The sequence below is a fragment of the Microbulbifer sp. A4B17 genome (assembly GCF_003076275.1).
Taxonomy (GTDB): Bacteria; Pseudomonadota; Gammaproteobacteria; order Pseudomonadales; family Cellvibrionaceae; genus Microbulbifer.
On sequence record NZ_CP029064.1, the window covers coordinates 3592483 to 3608415 of the forward strand.

The following is a 15933-nucleotide window of genomic DNA, read 5'->3' on the forward strand; positions in this document are numbered from 1 at the left end:
CCTCTTAGGGAGCTGTTTAAATTAGTAAGTGGGAATTTGCATAAAGTACAACCGGAGCTGTAAAAGACAGCTCCGCAGAGAAATGAACTAGCGAACAATGCCGCGAGTAGTAGATTGCAAAGACTCTATCCACGGCTGAATAACTGGAGATTGTTCACGCAACTCCATCAAAGCCTGCAATGCCTCCTGCATAGTCAGCCCGCGACGATACACGGTCTTATAGGCTTTATTAATCAGGGCAATATCCTCCCGGGAAAAACCTCGTCTGCGCAGGCCCTCCGAATTAATCGTCTTCGCCTCAGCCGGATTTCCCGCAACCATTACATAGGATGGAACATCTTTACCAATAGCCGCACCCATCCCCAGGAAAGCGTGCTCTCCAACAGTACAATTTTGGTGAACCAGGCTATAGCCACTCAGGATCGCCCAATCCTTCACGATGACATGTCCAGCCAAGCCCGAATTATTCACCATAATAATATGGTTACCTACAACACTGTCGTGACCGATATGCGCGTAAGCCATAATTAGGTTGTCGTTACCGATAGTGGTTTCGCCACGGTCCTGCACCGTACCGCGATGGATCGTTACTCCCTCGCGGATTACATTGTTATCCCCAATAACAAGTGTGGTTTCTTCACCACGATATTTTTTGTCTGGGGTATCCTGCCCTACAGAGGCAAACTGGTAGATACGATTATTCTTTCCCATCTTAGTCGGCCCGCTAAGCACGACATGGGAGGCGATATCGCAGCCATCACCTATCTCTACCCCTGCTCCAACAATGGTGTAAGCACCGATACTCACCCCAGTACCAATTACTGCCGTAGGGTCGACAATAGCTGTAGGGTGGATACTTGTCTGCATTCTGGAATCTACTCCTCGGCATTAATCGTAGTGGGTAACCTTTACCCTATAATAAAAGCGGCTCGCAAAATTCCAGTTCGGGCTCTTCTGCGAGCTTTACAGAGCTACTGAACTTTTTTAACCGCACATAGGATATCAACAGAAGCTGCCAGCTCGCCATCGACACTGGCTTTACAGGCGAACTTCCAGATATTTCTGCGAACAGATACCGCTTCAGACTCAAGCTCAAGACGGTCACCGGGAATTACCTGGCGCTTAAAGCGCGCTTTATCCACTCCACCAAACAGGTACAAGTATCCGTCTTCCGGCTTTTTGCCGAACGTCTTAAAACCGAGGATTCCCGAGACCTGGGCCAAGGCCTCAACAATCATCACCCCCGGGAAAATAGGCATTTCCGGGAAGTGGCCATTAAAAACTTCTTCATTCCCAGAAATGTTTTTATAGCCTTTTATATACTTTCCTTCCTCGAGTTCGACAACACGATCCACCAACAAAAAAGGATAACGGTGCGGCAGGTACTCGCGAATTTCACGTACATCCATCATTCCAAATGCCCCCAGAAACCACTTCGGGGCGTAGAACGCCCCGAAAACAACAAAGCCAAATTTAATTAATAACTAAAATTCAATCGCTATTCCCATTCTTTTGGGACAGTTCTTGAACTTGTTTTTCCATGTCTTTCAGCCTCCGTGCCATTTGATCCAATTGACCAAAACGCACGGCGTTACGGCGCCAGACAGAGCTATCAGCAAAAGATAGGGCCCCAGAATAGCTACCAGTATGCTTTATCGACTTAGTAACGAATGTGTTGCCAGTCACCTGGCAGCCATCTGCAATCGTTATATGCCCATTGATACGGCTGCAGCCACCGAGAAGACAGTGCTTCCCTATCACGGCGCTACCGGCAATTACGGCACACCCGGCGATGGCCGTGTAGTCACCAATCTGCACATTGTGCGCGATTTGGACCAGATTGTCGATCTTGACTCCTCGCCCAATCACTGTATCGCCCAAAGCACCGCGATCTACACAGGTATTGGCTCCAATTTCCACATCTTCGCCAATCTGAACCCCACCAAGCTGGTGAATTTTTACCCACCCATCTTTATTAGGTGCAAACCCAAAGCCATCGGCACCAATGACTGTCTGGCTGTGAATAATACTCCGCGCCCCAATAGAACAACCATGGTGAATAACCACGCCGGCATATAGGCGCGTTTCAGCGCCTATAAAACTGCCTTCTCCAACAAAGCAGTTGGCCCCTACAATTGCTCCAGGATCCAACTTAGCATACGCCTCAACCACAGCCCCGGGCCCCACGCTGGCACCATCACCAATATCTGCATTCGGGTGAACCACGGCAGCGGGGTGAATTCCAGCAGGTGCTTCGGGGGTAGTATCGAACAGCGCAGTGGCACGGGCGAAAGCCAGATAGGGATCAGCAACACACAAAGCAGTTACCGGACACTCTTCAGCAAACTCTTCCGAAACCAGTACAGCAGCAGCCTTAGTTGTTTTGAGGAAACGTCGATAATTGGGGCTTGCGAGGAAAGCCAGGTGTTCAGCACCCGCATCCTGCAGTGTATTTAAACCCCGTATTTCTTGGCTGGAATCCGAATCGGGTGCCAACCGCAAGTCAGCACCCAGCTCTTGCGCCAACCGGGCAAGGGAAAAGCAATTTTTCATAGAAGGCTATCGACTTATTTGGCAGCGTTCATACGCTTAACGACAGCCTCTGTCAGGTCGACACTGGGGCTTACAAAGTAGGCCGTATTGGAATCCAGCACAATGTCGAGCTTCTGTTCTTTAATCAGAGCATCCAGGGCATCCCTGGCCTTCGGACCCATAGAAGCCTGAATCTCCTGACCAACTTGAGCTTCCATAGCACGCAACTTCTTCACAGTCGTCTCAAAATCCGAGCGCTGGAAATTCATTTTGCGCTGGTACTCGGTCTTTTGCTCATCCGACCAGGTCACGCTGTTCTTCTTCGCATCTTCAGCCATTTTTTGCAGTTCAGCACGAATCGACTCAGCACTGCTCTGCAGCTTCGAATATTCAGAACTGGTCTTCAGGGAGTTAACCTTGGTCTTGGCTGCATCTGTGCTCATGATCGCAGCCTGTAGGTTAAGTACCGCAACCTTGGTTTGCGCCAGCGCTGCGCCGGACAAGGTCATACCTGCAAGCAATACTGCAACAATTTTTACACTCTTAAGCACGTCGGTCTCTCCAATAAATTTTATTTTAATTGCGCTGTGATACGCCTAATTCATTTTATCTAATAAATTTAGAAGCTATTACCCAGGGTAAACTGGAATACTTCTACATCATCATCTTCATTTTTCTTAAGGGCTTTTGCCACGCTAAATGTCAGCGGGCCAAAACCTGTAATCCAGGTCAAGCCTATCCCCGCAGAGACATTCATCTTATCAAAGTCCACATCGTAACAGTTGATCTGAGTATCACCACAACTGGTGTCGAACACATTACCCGCATCAACAAAGAAAGCGCTTTGCAGAGAACGCTGATCCTTAACAAATGGCAGCGGGAAGATCACCTCAGCACTACCTTCGATTAGGATATTTCCTCCAAAAGGATCCGCATCGGTATAGGATTCAACAACCAGATCTCCATTGTCATCCACCAAATAACAATCTTTGGTTGCTACCCCATCAGCTGTGGCACATGCATAATCCAAATAATATTCGTATGGGGTAGACCTAGGACCGAGCGAATTACGCTCAAATCCACGCACAGAACCAAAACCACCGGCGTAAAAATTCTCAAAGAACGGCAGCTCATCAAGATCTCCAAAACCATCGCCGTAGCCCAAACGGGTACGTAAACGCAGAGTTAAGCTCTTAGTCAATGGACGGAAGTACTGGCCTGTATAAACCAACTTGTAGTACTCAAGGTCACTGCCGGGAACAGTAAACTCCAGAGATAGGTTTTGTGAAGCTCCGCGGGTCGCCAAGACCCCCCTATTCAAAGTAGAGCGAGCGTAGGATGCTGTCAGAGCGACATTGTTAAAAGAGTCCCCATAGCGATCAATAAACCCGTCAAAAGTGGTATTGAACTGACTATCATCAATATCCATTGACAGATCTAATGTTTCATCATTTTCCGCAGCCTCTACAATCAACAGATAGTCTTCATAGGTAATTCCCTCAAGAGCAACACCATCAATTAGTGTTGGACTTGATTGAATTTCCTGCACAGTGCCCGAGCCAGTAGATAGCTCAAGGTGGTTAAAGCTTACATTCAAGCCGACTCGGGAAATCTCCGACATCGGGTAACCAAAGTTAACACCACCACCATAAGTCGTGGTGTTGTAGTCAGAAAGGTTAACTTCGGAGTAATCATTTTCTGTATAGAAAACATTAAAACCACGACTCACTCCATCCGGGGTAAAGTAAGGATCGAGATAAGAGAAGTTCACAGAAGTCTGGTAGGTAGAGGCATTCATTCCGATACCAACGGACTTACCGGTACCCAACCAGTTATTTTCCTGGATATTAGCGCCCAATACCAAGCCGCTGCTCTGGGCCCAACCAATAGTACCGCCGATAGAGCCTGAGGGTTGTTCTTCAACCGTGTATTCGACATCAATCTGATCTGAAGTGCCCGGCACCTCACTGGTTTCCACCTCTACTTCCTTGAAGTAGCCCAAGCGCTCAAGGCGAACTTTAGACTGCTCTATACGGGCAGAAGAAGCTGAAGCGGACTCCATCTGACGCATCTCGCGGCGCAAAACCTCATCTGTAGTGCGAGTATTACCTCGGAAATTAATTCGGCGAACATAAGCCCGCTTGCCGGGGTTGATAAAGAAGGTAATTTTTACCGTTTTCTCTTCTTTATTGGGCTCAGGGATACCATTAACCTCAGCAAAGGTATAACCCTCATTCCCCAGACGCTTGGTAATATAATCCGAGGTTGTTGTCATACGAACCTGGGAAAAGGTCTGCCCTTCCCGCACCAACAGCAAGCGCTTGACTTCTTCCTCTGGAACGACGGGATCACCCGCCAGGTCCACTTCACTAATTGTGTAAACATCGCCCTCAAACACATTGACGGTGATAAATACACTCTCTTTATCGGGACTCAGGGAAACCTGGGTGGAGTCAATTTTAAAATCCAGGTACCCTCGATCCAGATAATAGGATTCGAGACGCTCCAGGTCGCCGGTCAATTTCTCTCGGGAATACTTGTCATCACTGCGCAGCCACGATAACCAGCCGGTGGTTTGCAGCTCGAAAATCTCTCCAAGCTCTTCATCGGAGAACGCTTTGTTACCCACAATATTGATGTGCTTAATCGCCGCCACAGAGCCTTCATCAACAATTACGCGAAGCTCAACCTGGTTGCGTGGCAGCTCTTTAACTTCTGTTTTTACACTGGCGTCATAACGACCCTGGGCAACATATTGGCGCTGCAGCTCCTGCGCCAAACCCTCCAGGGTTGCCCGCTTAAAGATCTGGCCTTCTGAAAGGCCATTTTCCTTCATACCTTTTAACAGGTCTTCAGTTTCAATCGCCTTGTTGCCAGTAATTTCGATGTTGGAAATAGCGGGGCGTTCGCGCACGGTAATAACCAGGACACCGTTTTCCTGGCCAATTTGAATATCTTCAAAATAACCAGTGCGAAACAGGGCCCGGGTGGCGCTCTGGATTTCCAAAGTCTCAACCTCATCCCCGACTCGCACAGGGAGAGCAGAGAATACGGTGCCGGCAGAGACTCGCTGCAGCCCTTCCACACGAATGTCATCAACCACAAATGACTGTGCTAGAGCACTGAGGGGCAGCGCCAGGCTAAGAGAAGCTGCTTTCAGAAAATCTTTCATCTACTAATTCCAGGTGTTTTTATTCGCAATCCAGGAGTTACAGCACTTAATTAGCGCCCCGCTTCCCCAGAATCAGAGGGTTGCCCCTCTACCATGTAATCAACATCGGGCCGGTCTGAGGTGCCGGGCACCTTAATTGTTTCAACTTTCACTACCTTCAAGTAACCAAGGCGCTCAAGACGCACTTTGGATTGCTCTATACGAGCGGAGGAAGCCAAAGCCGATTCCATCTGGCGCAACTCGCGTCGCAAAACTTCATCCGCAGTGCGAGTGTTACCGCGAAAACTAATACGTCGCACGTAAGTGCGTTTTCCCGGGTCAATAAAAAAGGTGATTTTTACAGTATTTTCTTCTTCATTGGCCTCTGGGATGCCGTTTACTTCAGCAAAAGCGTAACCTTTGTTACCCAGGTGCTTGGAAATATAGTCAGAAGTAGTGGTCATCCTTACCTGGGAAAACGTCTGGCCTTCACGCACCAACAGCAGGCGGTTAATTTCCCCCTCCGGTACTACCGGATTCCCGGCAAGTTCCACCTCACTGACAGTGTAAACATCACCCTCAATCACATTGACAGTAATGAAAAGGCTCTTCTTATCCGGACCTAGAGATACTTGAGTCGAATCAATCTGGAAATCAAGATATCCACGATCGAGGTAATAGGACTTCAAGCGCTCCAGATCACCTGTGAGCTTCTCGCTAGAGTACTTATCATCATTGCGTAACCAGGAGAGCCAACCTGTAGTTTTAAGCTCAAAAATCTCTTCCAGCTCTTTATCAGAGTAGACACGGTTTCCTACAATATTGATGTGCTTAATCGCAGCAACAACCCCTTCATCAACAACAACCCGCAGTTCAACCTGATTGCGCGGCAGTTCCTTAACCTCTGCCTTAACACTGGCACCATAGCGACCTTGCGCTACATACTGACGCTCAAATTCCTGAGTCAAGCCCTTGAGGGTCGAACGCTTTAAGATCTGACCTTCGGCCAGACCGTACTCCTCCATCGCTTTCAGCAAATCCTCGGTGGCAATCGCCTTGTTCCCCGAGATATCTATCTTTGATATTGCCGGTCTTTCTCGTAAGGTAATAACCAGAACGCTGTTTTCGTGCCCAATCTGGATATCTTCAAAATAACCAGTACGAAACAGTGCTCGGGTTGCATCCTGAATTTCAACAGGCTCAACTTCATCCCCTACCCGAATCGGAAGTGCTGAAAAAACTGAGCCTGCAGAAACCCGTTGCAACCCGTCCACCCTAATATCACTGAGAACGAACGACTGTGCTAAGGCGCTGACGGGCAGCACCAAGCTCAGAGAGATCGCATTCAGCAAATACTTCATACCGCTTCCGAGTCGCTTTTACTCGCAACAAAGTTTCCCAAGGCGAACAACACCGTATTCACACACAAAATTCCAACGAAACTCTGCGCTCGGGACTAATAGGCTCCAGAGCACTACAAACGCAAAATATCGTTGTACAAAGCAAGCCCCATAATGCAGAGCACCAGGGCCATACCCACCTGCAATCCAATCACCTGCACTCTCTCCGACACAGGGGAGCCCTTGATCGCCTCTATACCGTAGTAAAGAAGGTGACCGCCATCGAGTACCGGAATAGGCAACAGATTAAGTACACCAAGACTGATACTGAGCAGTGCCAGCAATGACAGGAAAGACTGCCATCCCGCTTCCGCGGAAGTACCCGCCACTTTAGCAATGGTAATGGGGCCGCTCAAGTTTTTGGTCGAAAGTTGACCAAATAATAGTTTCTTCAGGCTGTTCAGGGTAAAGACTGTTTTATCCCAGGTCTCCTGCAGTCCCTTCACCAAGGCGCCACCCAATCCGTAGTGATAAACGCGAACCCGGTCCTCAGGCCAGCTCTCTGATACCGGCTGCACACCGACCTGCCCTATGGTCTCACCACTCTCCAGCTTGACCTCCGCCGGAGTTACAGATACTGCTACCGGTTTACCCTCACGCTCGACAGTGATATCCATAGGGACACCCGCGCGGGCTCTCACATAATCAGTCCAGTCTTGGAAGGATGGAAATTTACGGCCATCAGTAGAGACAACCTTGTCTCCAGCCTTGAGTCCCGCTAAGGCAGCTGGACTACCCTCCACCACGTTGTAAAGGGTCATGCTCACCGGTGGCGTCCAAAGCTGTAGACCAATCTCTCCCAGAGGGTCTGGAACTTCACGTCCGGCAAGCCAGCGGTTTATATCCGCAACCATATGGTATTCAAGGTTGGAATCCGGGTAGCGCACCGAAAACTCTATGGTGCCACTATCACCCAGGCGGTTGGCAAGGCGCCAATTGAGGGCATGCCAGGTAGGGGTAGCCTCGCCATCCACAGCGACAATTTCCTGCCCCGGCTCAAGCCCTGCCGACGCGGCAATACTTTCGGGCTGAACAGACTTAACAATAGGCACAGGGCCCGCAGTACCGCCGAGAAATACTGCCCAGAAAAACACTATTGCTAACAGAAAATTAGCAGCAGGGCCCGCGGCGGCAATCGCCATCCTCGCCCAAACACTCTTGCGATTGAACGCCCGATCCAGCTCATCAGCAGCTACTGGACCCTCGCGCTCATCGAGCATCTTCACGTAACCGCCCAGGGGAATAGCAGAAATGGTGAATTCGGTACCGTGGCGGTCATAGCGGGAGACCAGGCGACGGCCAAACCCCACAGAGAACCGCAGCACTTTAACACCGCATAAGCGTGCTACAAGAAAGTGCCCAAATTCGTGGAAAGATACCAGTACACCGAGAGCCACCAAGGCCCAGATTACCGTCTGAATTAGATCCATACTCAGCTACAACTTCTTGTCATACGCAAATTAGCGGCCATTATACGCCGGGCAATAGGTTTAAAGGGCGGCAAGCGCCTGCTTGGCCAGTTCTCGCGCATTGAGATCAATGGCTTCGACTGCCTCAAGTCCCGACAGTTCAACGACCGGAACACTATTCATCACTTTTTCTATAATTCGCGGGATATCGGTAAACGCCAAGCGCCCCTCCAGAAAGGCCTCCACCGCAATTTCATTCGCTGCATTCAAGACTGTTGGAGCACTTTTTCCCTCATTAATAGCCTCTCGCGCCAACCTCAGACAGGGGAAGCGCTCGAAGTCCGGGACCTCAAAATCCAACCGCCCTTGCGCTATCAGGTCTAATGCAGGTACTCCTGCATCAATGCGCTGGGGAAATGCCAGGGCATGGGCAATCGGCGTGCGCATATCTGGGTTCCCCATTTGCGCCAACAGCGATCCATCCCGATACTGCACCATCGAATGCACAATGCTCTGGGGATGCACGACTATCTCAATCTGCTCGGGGCGAGCATTAAACAAATAGCACGCTTCTATAAATTCGAGCCCTTTATTCATCATTGTGGCGGAGTCAACGGAGATCTTCCGGCCCATCGACCAATTTGGATGAGCACAGGCCTCACTTGGTGTCACTGCTGCCAACTCGTTGGCAGCACGCGTACGAAATGGCCCGCCCGAACCAGTAAGCAGTATTTTTTCCACGCCAGCTGAACCCAAATCCCCACAAGGGAATGGCAAGCACTGGAAGATCGCATTGTGCTCACTGTCAATTGGCAACAAATGCGTACCACTCCCACTTAGGGCCCGCTCAAATATTGGCCCCGCCATAACCAGGGCCTCTTTGTTTGCCAGCAGCACTTTCTTGCCTGCTTCTACCGCTGCCAGAGTTGGGCGCAGCCCAGCTGCTCCCACGATTGCCGCCATCACCGTGTCGACACAAGAGTCGGAGGCCACACGACACAAGCCATCCACCCCACTCAAAACCTGAGTATCAGCTTCGCCGGCTAGTAGTGCGCGCAGCTCTTCAGCGCGCATCTCATCCACTACCACTGCATATTGAGGCTTAAATCGCCGACATTGTTGTGCAAGGTCGGCAACTCTCTCCCTGGCTGTCAAGGCAAAAACAGAATATTTTTCCGGGTGTCGCGCCAGCACATCCAGGGTACTCACACCGATTGAGCCTGTGGAACCGAGAACGGTAATATTTTGCGGGGATGTAACTTGCATAGGCTCTTATCGTACCTCTGGCAGCAATAATGCTACCACCAAACAATTGCGCGCCCGGCATAAGCCGGGCGCTATCGAGTAAAACACAAAACTGGGGCAGGGGCGTCTTTACAGATATTTAGGCAATTCACTGGCCAGTGCGGCCATCGTGAACACCGGCAGAGCGGCAGAAAGACTGTCTATCCGATCGAGGATGCCACCATGACCCGGCAGCATGTGACTACTGTCCTTGATACCTCTATGCCTCTTAAACATGCTCTCCACCAGGTCTCCAATGACCGAGGCCAAAGCAGTAACCAAGACACCAAAAGTAAACAAGACAGTATTTTTTAACGGCAGCTCAAAGAGATAGGAAGTTACCAGAGCCAAAATCAGGCAAGCACCCAGCCCACCGAAAAAGCCCTCCCAGGACTTGCCCGGGCTCACTTCTCGAGCCAGCTTGCGCTTGCCAAATTTGCGGCCGACGAAGTAGGCACCCACATCCGCCGCCGCAACGATAGCCACAACATAGAGTACCAGCCAGGCACCGTGATCCAAACCGCGCAGAACCACCAGGGACAACCAGGTTGGAACAAGCACTACAAGGCCAATAAGACCCCGAACCCAGCGATTGCCCCAGAGTGCGGCACTGGACGGATAACTTTGCACCCATAAAAACGCGAGCGCCCACCAACCGCAGGCCACCGCCAGAATCTGGCGTCCGCGATCGATATCTGGATCATTGAAATTCATTGAAAAGACGTATTGGGCCGTGACCATGAGAGTCAGCCCCAATGCGGCCAGAAAAACAAAGCGCAAGGCTCTATTCAGGTTGGAGAGATTAGCCCACTCCCACCCCGCCAGCAGGATAACCGCCACAAATATTAGCGAAAACCACTGCATTGGAAGCAAAAACAGAACTCCCATAAACAGTGCCAATAGCACCAAAGCAGTAATTATTCTTTGTTTTAGCACCGCAAACCCCTTTGTAAGTAGCTTGACAACTCTGTCTGGATACATTGCACAGATCAAGAGCGTGTCGGCAAAGATTTCCAACCAATTTTACGGTAAGCCCGACATTGCGGGCTTTCTCTGATCACGCCTGAGCGACTGCGTCATCCCCCTCTGCGCGACCACCGAAGCGACGGTCTCGCAACTCGAAAGCTGCAATAGCCTTATCCAGGGCAGCCTCGTCAAAATCAGGCCAAAGCGTATCAGTAAAATAGAATTCACTGTAAGCAGCCTGCCACAAGATAAAGTTGCTGATACGCTGTTCGCCGCTGGAACGTATCAATAGATCCACCGGGGGTAGATCTTCGAGCTGCATATATTTACCGAGCACATCTTCTGTGATCGATTCCGGGGAGCGCGAACCCTCGGCAACCTCTTGCGCCAGCTTGCGCGCCGCCTGGGCAATATCCCAGCGCCCGCCGTAGTCAGCAGCAATAATCAAATCACCCTCGGTCCCCGCCTGGGTAATATCTTCCGCTTCGGCAATCGCCCTCTGCAGGCGTGGCGAAAAACGGTCCCGCCGGCCAATCACCCTCAGGCGCACGCCTTCCTCCCGCATTCGCCGGGCCTCTTTGCGCAAGTAGGAATTAAACAGGCTCATCAGCAGCTCAACCTCTTTCGGGGGGCGCTGCCAATTTTCGCTGGAGAAGGCAAATAAGGTAAGCGCTTCAACTCCGCGGGCTTTACAGGCTGTAAGCAGGTCGCGGATACGCTCAACGCCGGCCTTGTGGCCGGCTGAAGGGGAGAGCCCCTTTCGAGCTGCCCAACGCCCATTGCCATCCATAATAATGGCGATGTGGCGCGGGCCGGGAGCATTTAGCTCGGTACCACCGATGCTCATTAAATTTCCATCAGGTCTTTTTCTTTCGCTGCCAACGCTTTGTCCACATCAGCGACAAACTGATCGGTAATTTTCTGGATGTCGTCACTTGCGCGACGCTCATCATCCTCAGAAATTTCCTTATCCTTGACCAGTGATTTCACATCCGCCAGCGCATCGCGGCGAATATTACGGATGGATACCCGCGCAGTCTCAGCTTCACCTTTAGCCTGACGAGTAAAGTTCTTACGGGTTTCTTCCGTCAGCATGGGCATTGGGATACGAATCACAGCACCAGCTGTGCTGGGATTAAGCCCTAGATCCGATTTCATAATGGCTTTTTCGATTTCCGGAACCAGATTTTTCTCCCAGGGAGTTACAGAAAGAGTGCGAGCATCCTCTACAGTAACATTGGCAATCTGAGACAGCGGAGTATCAGAACCGTAATAGGAAACGTGGATACCATCGAGAATACTCGGGTGCGCACGGCCGGTGCGAATCTTGTTGAAATTTCCAGCCAGGGCATCAAGCGCTTTACTCATACGAGCTTTCGCGTCTGTTTTTATATCTTCAATCACGATTTCACTTCCTCTTCGATTAAGGTGCCTTCCTCGCCACCAACCACAATATTCAACAACGCACCGGTTTTATCCATACGGAATACCCGCACAGGCATATTGTGCTCGCGACACAGGCAAATAGCGGTCAAATCCATCACGCCGAGCTTCTTGTCGAGAACCTCATCGTAAGTCAACTGGTCATAGCGAGTTGCCGTCGGGTCTAGCTTGGGATCGGCAGAATAAACGCCATCAACTTTGGTGGCCTTCAGAACCAGCTCAGCCTCAATTTCGATACCGCGCAGACAAGCTGCAGAGTCGGTGGTGAAGAACGGGTTACCGGTACCGGCAGCAAAAATCAGAACCTCGCCACGCTCCAGGTAGCGAATTGCCGCACGGCGATCGTAGTGATCGACAATACCGCTCATTTGAATCGAGGACATGACTCTCGAGGTGATGTCAGATCTTTCCAGGGCATCGCGCAGTGCCAGGGCATTCATTACCGTGGCCAGCATTCCCATGTGGTCGCCAGTAACTCGATCGAGACCAGCAGCGCTCAGCGCAGCCCCACGGAACAGGTTGCCACCGCCAACAACCAGGCCCACCTGGACCCCGATACCGACCAGCTGTCCAATCTCCAGGGCCATTTTGTCCAGCACCTTGGGACTGATACCGAAACCCTGATCACCCATCAGCTCTTCGCCGCTGAGCTTTAACAAAATTCTCTTATATTTGCGGTCTTTAATACCGGGCATTCGTTGGTCCCCTTCAATGTACCTGTTAGTGGCCAGGTCTTGCCGCTGAACATTACAACAATTTCAGTCAATTACACAGAGGGGCGCCCCACTGTAGGTATAAAACCCCAGCGGAAGCACCCCAATGCGAACAGGTGCCCGCAGGCACCCAATAATATGCGATTAAGAAGAGGATTTAACCTGAGCCGCAACTTCCGCTGCGAAATCCACCTCTTCCTTCTCGATACCTTCACCCACTTCGTAGCGAACAAAGGAAACCACATCGGCACCGGCATCTTTAACCAGCTTGCCAATGCTTACGTCTGGGTTCTTAACGAAAGGCTGCTCTACCAAGCTGTTCTCTTTCAGGAACTTCTTGATACGGCCGCCCATCATTTTCTCTACGATTTCAGCCGGCTTACCTTCCATATCCGGCTGAGCCTTGATGATGTCCTTTTCTTTTTCCAGGACGTCAGCAGGCATATCTTCCGGCTTGTTCACCTGCGGGTTAACCGCAGTCACGTGCATGGCAACATCCTTAGCCAGTTCGACCTCGCCACCGCTCAGGGCTACCAGGGCAGCGATGCGGTTGTTAGAGTGAACGTAAGCACCGACAACCGGTGCTTCAACCAGCTCAATACGACGTACGCCGATGTTCTCACCGATTTTCTGAACCAGTGCCTCACGAGCAGTTTCCAGCTCGCCTTCCATCAGAGCGGCAACGTCTTGCTGGCGATCGGCAAATGCCTTCTCCACAACCTTGGCAACAAATGCCTGGAAGTTTTCATCGCGAGCAACGAAGTCGGTCTCGGAGTTCACTTCAACCAGTACGCCGTAGCTGCCGTCTTCTGCAACTTTAGCGGCAACAACGCCGTCAGCAGCGGTGCGGCCAGCTTTCTTAGCGGCCTTCAGGCCGGAGGCTTTGCGCAGGTCTTCAATCGCCTTTTCGATGTCGCCGTCAGCAGCCGTCAGAGCTTTCTTACACTCCATCATCGGCAGGCCGGTACGCTCGCGCAGTTCTTTTACCATAGACGCGGTAATCGCCATGATTCAATCCTCGGGGTTCTGTCACTAAAAATTAGAAAAAAGGGGCCGTAATTCGGGCCCCTTTTTGAGTTCGCAGTGTAAAACTTCTGTGTTACACCACTTAGCCCTGCAAATTACTCTGCAGCGGCTTCGTCATCGCTAGCTTCGACGTATTCGTCCTTCGCAACGGTATTACCAGCTTCTGCGGCGCCGGCAAGTACTGCGTCGGCTACAGCAGTGGTGTACAGCTTGATTGCGCGGATAGCGTCATCGTTACCGGGGATCACGTAATCAACACCAGCGGGATCGCTGTTGGTGTCGACAACACCGATTACGGGAATACCCAGCTTGTTAGCTTCCTGGATAGCGATGCGCTCGTGCTCAACGTCGATTACGAAGATCGCGTCAGGCAAGCCACCCATATCCTTGATACCACCGATGGAGCGCTCAAGCTTGTCCATGGCACGGGTACGCATCAGAGCTTCTTTCTTGGTCAGCTTCTCGAAAGTACCGTCCTGAGACTGGGCTTCCAGCTCGCGGAAACGCTTGATAGAAGCGCGGATGGTTTTGTAGTTGGTGAGCATACCACCCAGCCAGCGGTTGCTGACGTAAGGCTGGCCACAACGCTCTGCCTGCTCTTTGATAGACTTCTGTGCAGCACGCTTGGTGCCAACAAACATAATCTTTTTCTTTTGAGCAGTCATGCCCTTGATGATCTGCAGGGCTTCATTAAAAGCCGGTACAGTGTGCTCAAGGTTGATGATGTGAATCTTGTTGCGGGCACCAAAGATGAATTGACCCATCTTCGGGTTCCAGTAGCGGGTCTGGTGACCAAAGTGAACACCAGCCTGCAGCATATCGCGCATACTTACTTGCGGCATAATAAACCTCTATATATACGGGTTAGTCCTCCACGTATCCCATGCGTCAACCCCTTTCAGGGCACCCAGACACATGTGTCGATGCGTGTGCGGCTTTTACTCGCCCAGGGAGTATCCCCAGGCGGCGCGCTTTATACCACAAGTGCACCCCATAGTGAAGAATTGGCACCGATTTCGCGCAAATGATCACGCCTCAATGCTATTGGCGGGACGCCGGAGCCATCCTTGCGCCAATAGCGGCAAAATGTGTCCTACAGCCAGCAATCCGCTACAATAGCCCGCCTCTTGGGCGCTACCCGCCCCAACCCAGAAACAAAGGATACGCATGACCTCAGCCATTAAGACCCCAGAACAAATCGCCAAGATGCGCACCGCAGGCCGCCTCGCCGCAGAGGTGCTGGAAATGATTGGCGAGTATGTCGTTCCAGGAGTCACTACCGAAGAACTGGATCGTCGCTGCCACGAACACATTGTGAAGGTACAGAAAGCGGTTCCGGCCTGCCTCGGTTATCGCGGCTTCCCAAAATCTATATGCACTTCCGTCAACGAAGTGGTGTGTCACGGTATCCCCTCCGAGAGCAAAATTCTCAAGAAGGGCGACATCATTAATATCGATGTGACCGTTATCAAAGATGGCTGGTACGGTGACACCAGCAAGATGTTCTTTGCCGGCAAGCCCGCCGCCCACGCTGAACGCCTGGTACAAATCACCCAGGAGTGCATGTACAAAGCCATCGAAATTGTTCGCCCGGGTACTACCCTCGGCGATATTGGCCATGTTATCCAACAGCATGCCGAAAAAAACTACTACTCAGTGGTTCGCGACTTCTGTGGGCACGGCATCGGCGATGTGTTTCACGAAGACCCTCAAATCCTTCACTACGGGCAACCAGGTACCGGGGAAGTGCTCAAGGAGGGTATGACTTTCACTATTGAGCCAATGATTAACGCGGGTAAAGCAGCCACACGCGTATTGGGTGACGGCTGGACTGCAGTAACCAAGGACCGTCGACTCTCCGCTCAGTGGGAGCACACTATGGCGGTAACCAGTGATGGTGTGGAAGTACTCACTGCTCGCAGCGAGGAGAGCTTCTAAACAAACTGGCGACACCGCGGGAGAAAAATAATTCTCTCGCAGTGCCGCCAGTAGCGACAATCCGCAAACCG

The 15933-nt window shown here is 51.2% G+C and carries 14 protein-coding genes and 1 pseudogene; 1 reads left to right on the forward strand and 14 read right to left on the reverse strand.

Annotated features, from left to right (window positions below):
• Positions 1 to 87: 87 nt before the first annotated feature.
• From lpxA to rpsB, 14 genes and pseudogenes are all read right to left on the reverse strand, one after another.
• Positions 88 to 867 (reverse strand): acyl-ACP--UDP-N-acetylglucosamine O-acyltransferase, encoded by a 780-nt coding sequence (gene lpxA, locus BTJ40_RS15830; protein WP_108734004.1) that lies wholly within the window; start codon positions 865 to 867, stop codon positions 88 to 90.
• A gap of 104 nt (positions 868 to 971) precedes the next feature.
• A complete protein-coding gene (fabZ, locus tag BTJ40_RS15835; RefSeq protein WP_108734005.1) occupies positions 972 to 1412 on the reverse strand; it encodes a 3-hydroxyacyl-ACP dehydratase FabZ in 441 nt (146 codons plus the stop codon).
• A gap of 79 nt (positions 1413 to 1491) precedes the next feature.
• Positions 1492 to 2553: a UDP-3-O-(3-hydroxymyristoyl)glucosamine N-acyltransferase gene (gene lpxD / locus BTJ40_RS15840; protein ID WP_108734006.1), complete on the reverse strand. Its 1062-nt coding sequence runs from the start codon at positions 2551 to 2553 to the stop codon at positions 1492 to 1494.
• A 14-nt stretch (positions 2554 to 2567) separates the two neighbouring features.
• Positions 2568 to 3083 carry an OmpH family outer membrane protein gene (locus BTJ40_RS15845; RefSeq protein ID WP_108734007.1) on the reverse strand — a complete coding sequence of 172 codons (516 nt, stop codon included), beginning with the start codon at positions 3081 to 3083 and terminating at the stop codon, positions 2568 to 2570.
• A 68-nt stretch (positions 3084 to 3151) separates the two neighbouring features.
• Positions 3152 to 5704, reverse strand: a complete 2553-nt coding sequence (gene bamA, locus BTJ40_RS15850; protein ID WP_108734008.1) for an outer membrane protein assembly factor BamA — start codon at positions 5702 to 5704, stop codon at positions 3152 to 3154.
• Between the two features lie 68 nt (positions 5705 to 5772).
• Positions 5773 to 7044 (reverse strand): annotated as a pseudogene (bamA, locus tag BTJ40_RS15855) (outer membrane protein assembly factor BamA); the annotation flags it as partial.
• Between the two features lie 113 nt (positions 7045 to 7157).
• A complete protein-coding gene (gene rseP / locus BTJ40_RS15860) occupies positions 7158 to 8513 on the reverse strand; it encodes an RIP metalloprotease RseP (protein ID WP_108734010.1) in 1356 nt (451 codons plus the stop codon).
• A 60-nt stretch (positions 8514 to 8573) separates the two neighbouring features.
• Complete coding sequence (gene ispC / locus BTJ40_RS15865) at positions 8574 to 9758, reverse strand: 1-deoxy-D-xylulose-5-phosphate reductoisomerase (RefSeq protein WP_108734011.1); 1185 nt, start codon at positions 9756 to 9758, stop codon at positions 8574 to 8576.
• Between the two features lie 108 nt (positions 9759 to 9866).
• Entirely contained in the window at positions 9867 to 10712 is an 846-nt protein-coding gene (locus tag BTJ40_RS15870; protein WP_192879340.1) for a phosphatidate cytidylyltransferase, read from the reverse strand.
• Positions 10713 to 10833: 121 nt separating this feature from the next.
• Positions 10834 to 11589 (reverse strand): polyprenyl diphosphate synthase, encoded by a 756-nt coding sequence (gene uppS, locus BTJ40_RS15875; protein WP_108734013.1) that lies wholly within the window; start codon positions 11587 to 11589, stop codon positions 10834 to 10836.
• Positions 11589 to 12146, reverse strand: a complete 558-nt coding sequence (gene frr / locus BTJ40_RS15880) for a ribosome recycling factor (protein WP_108734014.1) — start codon at positions 12144 to 12146, stop codon at positions 11589 to 11591. The genes uppS and frr overlap by 1 nt, the downstream gene beginning before the upstream one ends.
• Complete coding sequence (gene pyrH, locus BTJ40_RS15885; protein WP_108734015.1) at positions 12143 to 12880, reverse strand: UMP kinase; 738 nt, start codon at positions 12878 to 12880, stop codon at positions 12143 to 12145. Before pyrH ends, frr begins: the two co-directional genes overlap by 4 nt.
• 162 nt (positions 12881 to 13042) lie before the next feature.
• On the reverse strand, positions 13043 to 13906 hold the full coding sequence (tsf, locus tag BTJ40_RS15890) for a translation elongation factor Ts (protein WP_108734016.1): 864 nt from the start codon (positions 13904 to 13906) through the stop codon (positions 13043 to 13045).
• Positions 13907 to 14019: 113 nt separating this feature from the next.
• On the reverse strand, positions 14020 to 14766 hold the full coding sequence (gene rpsB, locus BTJ40_RS15895) for a 30S ribosomal protein S2 (RefSeq protein WP_108734017.1): 747 nt from the start codon (positions 14764 to 14766) through the stop codon (positions 14020 to 14022).
• 325 nt (positions 14767 to 15091) lie between these two features.
• On the opposite strand from rpsB, the gene map reads away from it, so the two are divergent.
• Positions 15092 to 15862 (forward strand): type I methionyl aminopeptidase, encoded by a 771-nt coding sequence (gene map / locus BTJ40_RS15900; RefSeq protein ID WP_108734018.1) that lies wholly within the window; start codon positions 15092 to 15094, stop codon positions 15860 to 15862.
• The last annotated feature ends 71 nt before the right edge of the window (positions 15863 to 15933 follow it).

Coding starts and splice junctions, on each gene's coding strand:
- fabZ (WP_108734005.1), bottom strand. CDS start 1,412: ATGATGGATGTACGTGAAATTCGCGAGTACCTGCCGCACCGTTATCCT.
- ispC (WP_108734011.1), bottom strand. CDS start 9,758: ATGCAAGTTACATCCCCGCAAAATATTACCGTTCTCGGTTCCACAGGC.
- rpsB (WP_108734017.1), bottom strand. CDS start 14,766: ATGCCGCAAGTAAGTATGCGCGATATGCTGCAGGCTGGTGTTCACTTT.
- tsf (WP_108734016.1), bottom strand. CDS start 13,906: ATGGCGATTACCGCGTCTATGGTAAAAGAACTGCGCGAGCGTACCGGC.
- bamA (WP_108734008.1), bottom strand. CDS start 5,704: ATGAAAGATTTTCTGAAAGCAGCTTCTCTTAGCCTGGCGCTGCCCCTC.
- uppS (WP_108734013.1), bottom strand. CDS start 11,589: ATGAGCATCGGTGGTACCGAGCTAAATGCTCCCGGCCCGCGCCACATC.
- lpxD (WP_108734006.1), bottom strand. CDS start 2,553: ATGAAAAATTGCTTTTCCCTTGCCCGGTTGGCGCAAGAGCTGGGTGCT.
- pyrH (WP_108734015.1), bottom strand. CDS start 12,880: ATGCCCGGTATTAAAGACCGCAAATATAAGAGAATTTTGTTAAAGCTC.
- rseP (WP_108734010.1), bottom strand. CDS start 8,513: ATGGATCTAATTCAGACGGTAATCTGGGCCTTGGTGGCTCTCGGTGTA.
- lpxA (WP_108734004.1), bottom strand. CDS start 867: ATGCAGACAAGTATCCACCCTACAGCTATTGTCGACCCTACGGCAGTA.
- map (WP_108734018.1), top strand. CDS start 15,092: ATGACCTCAGCCATTAAGACCCCAGAACAAATCGCCAAGATGCGCACC.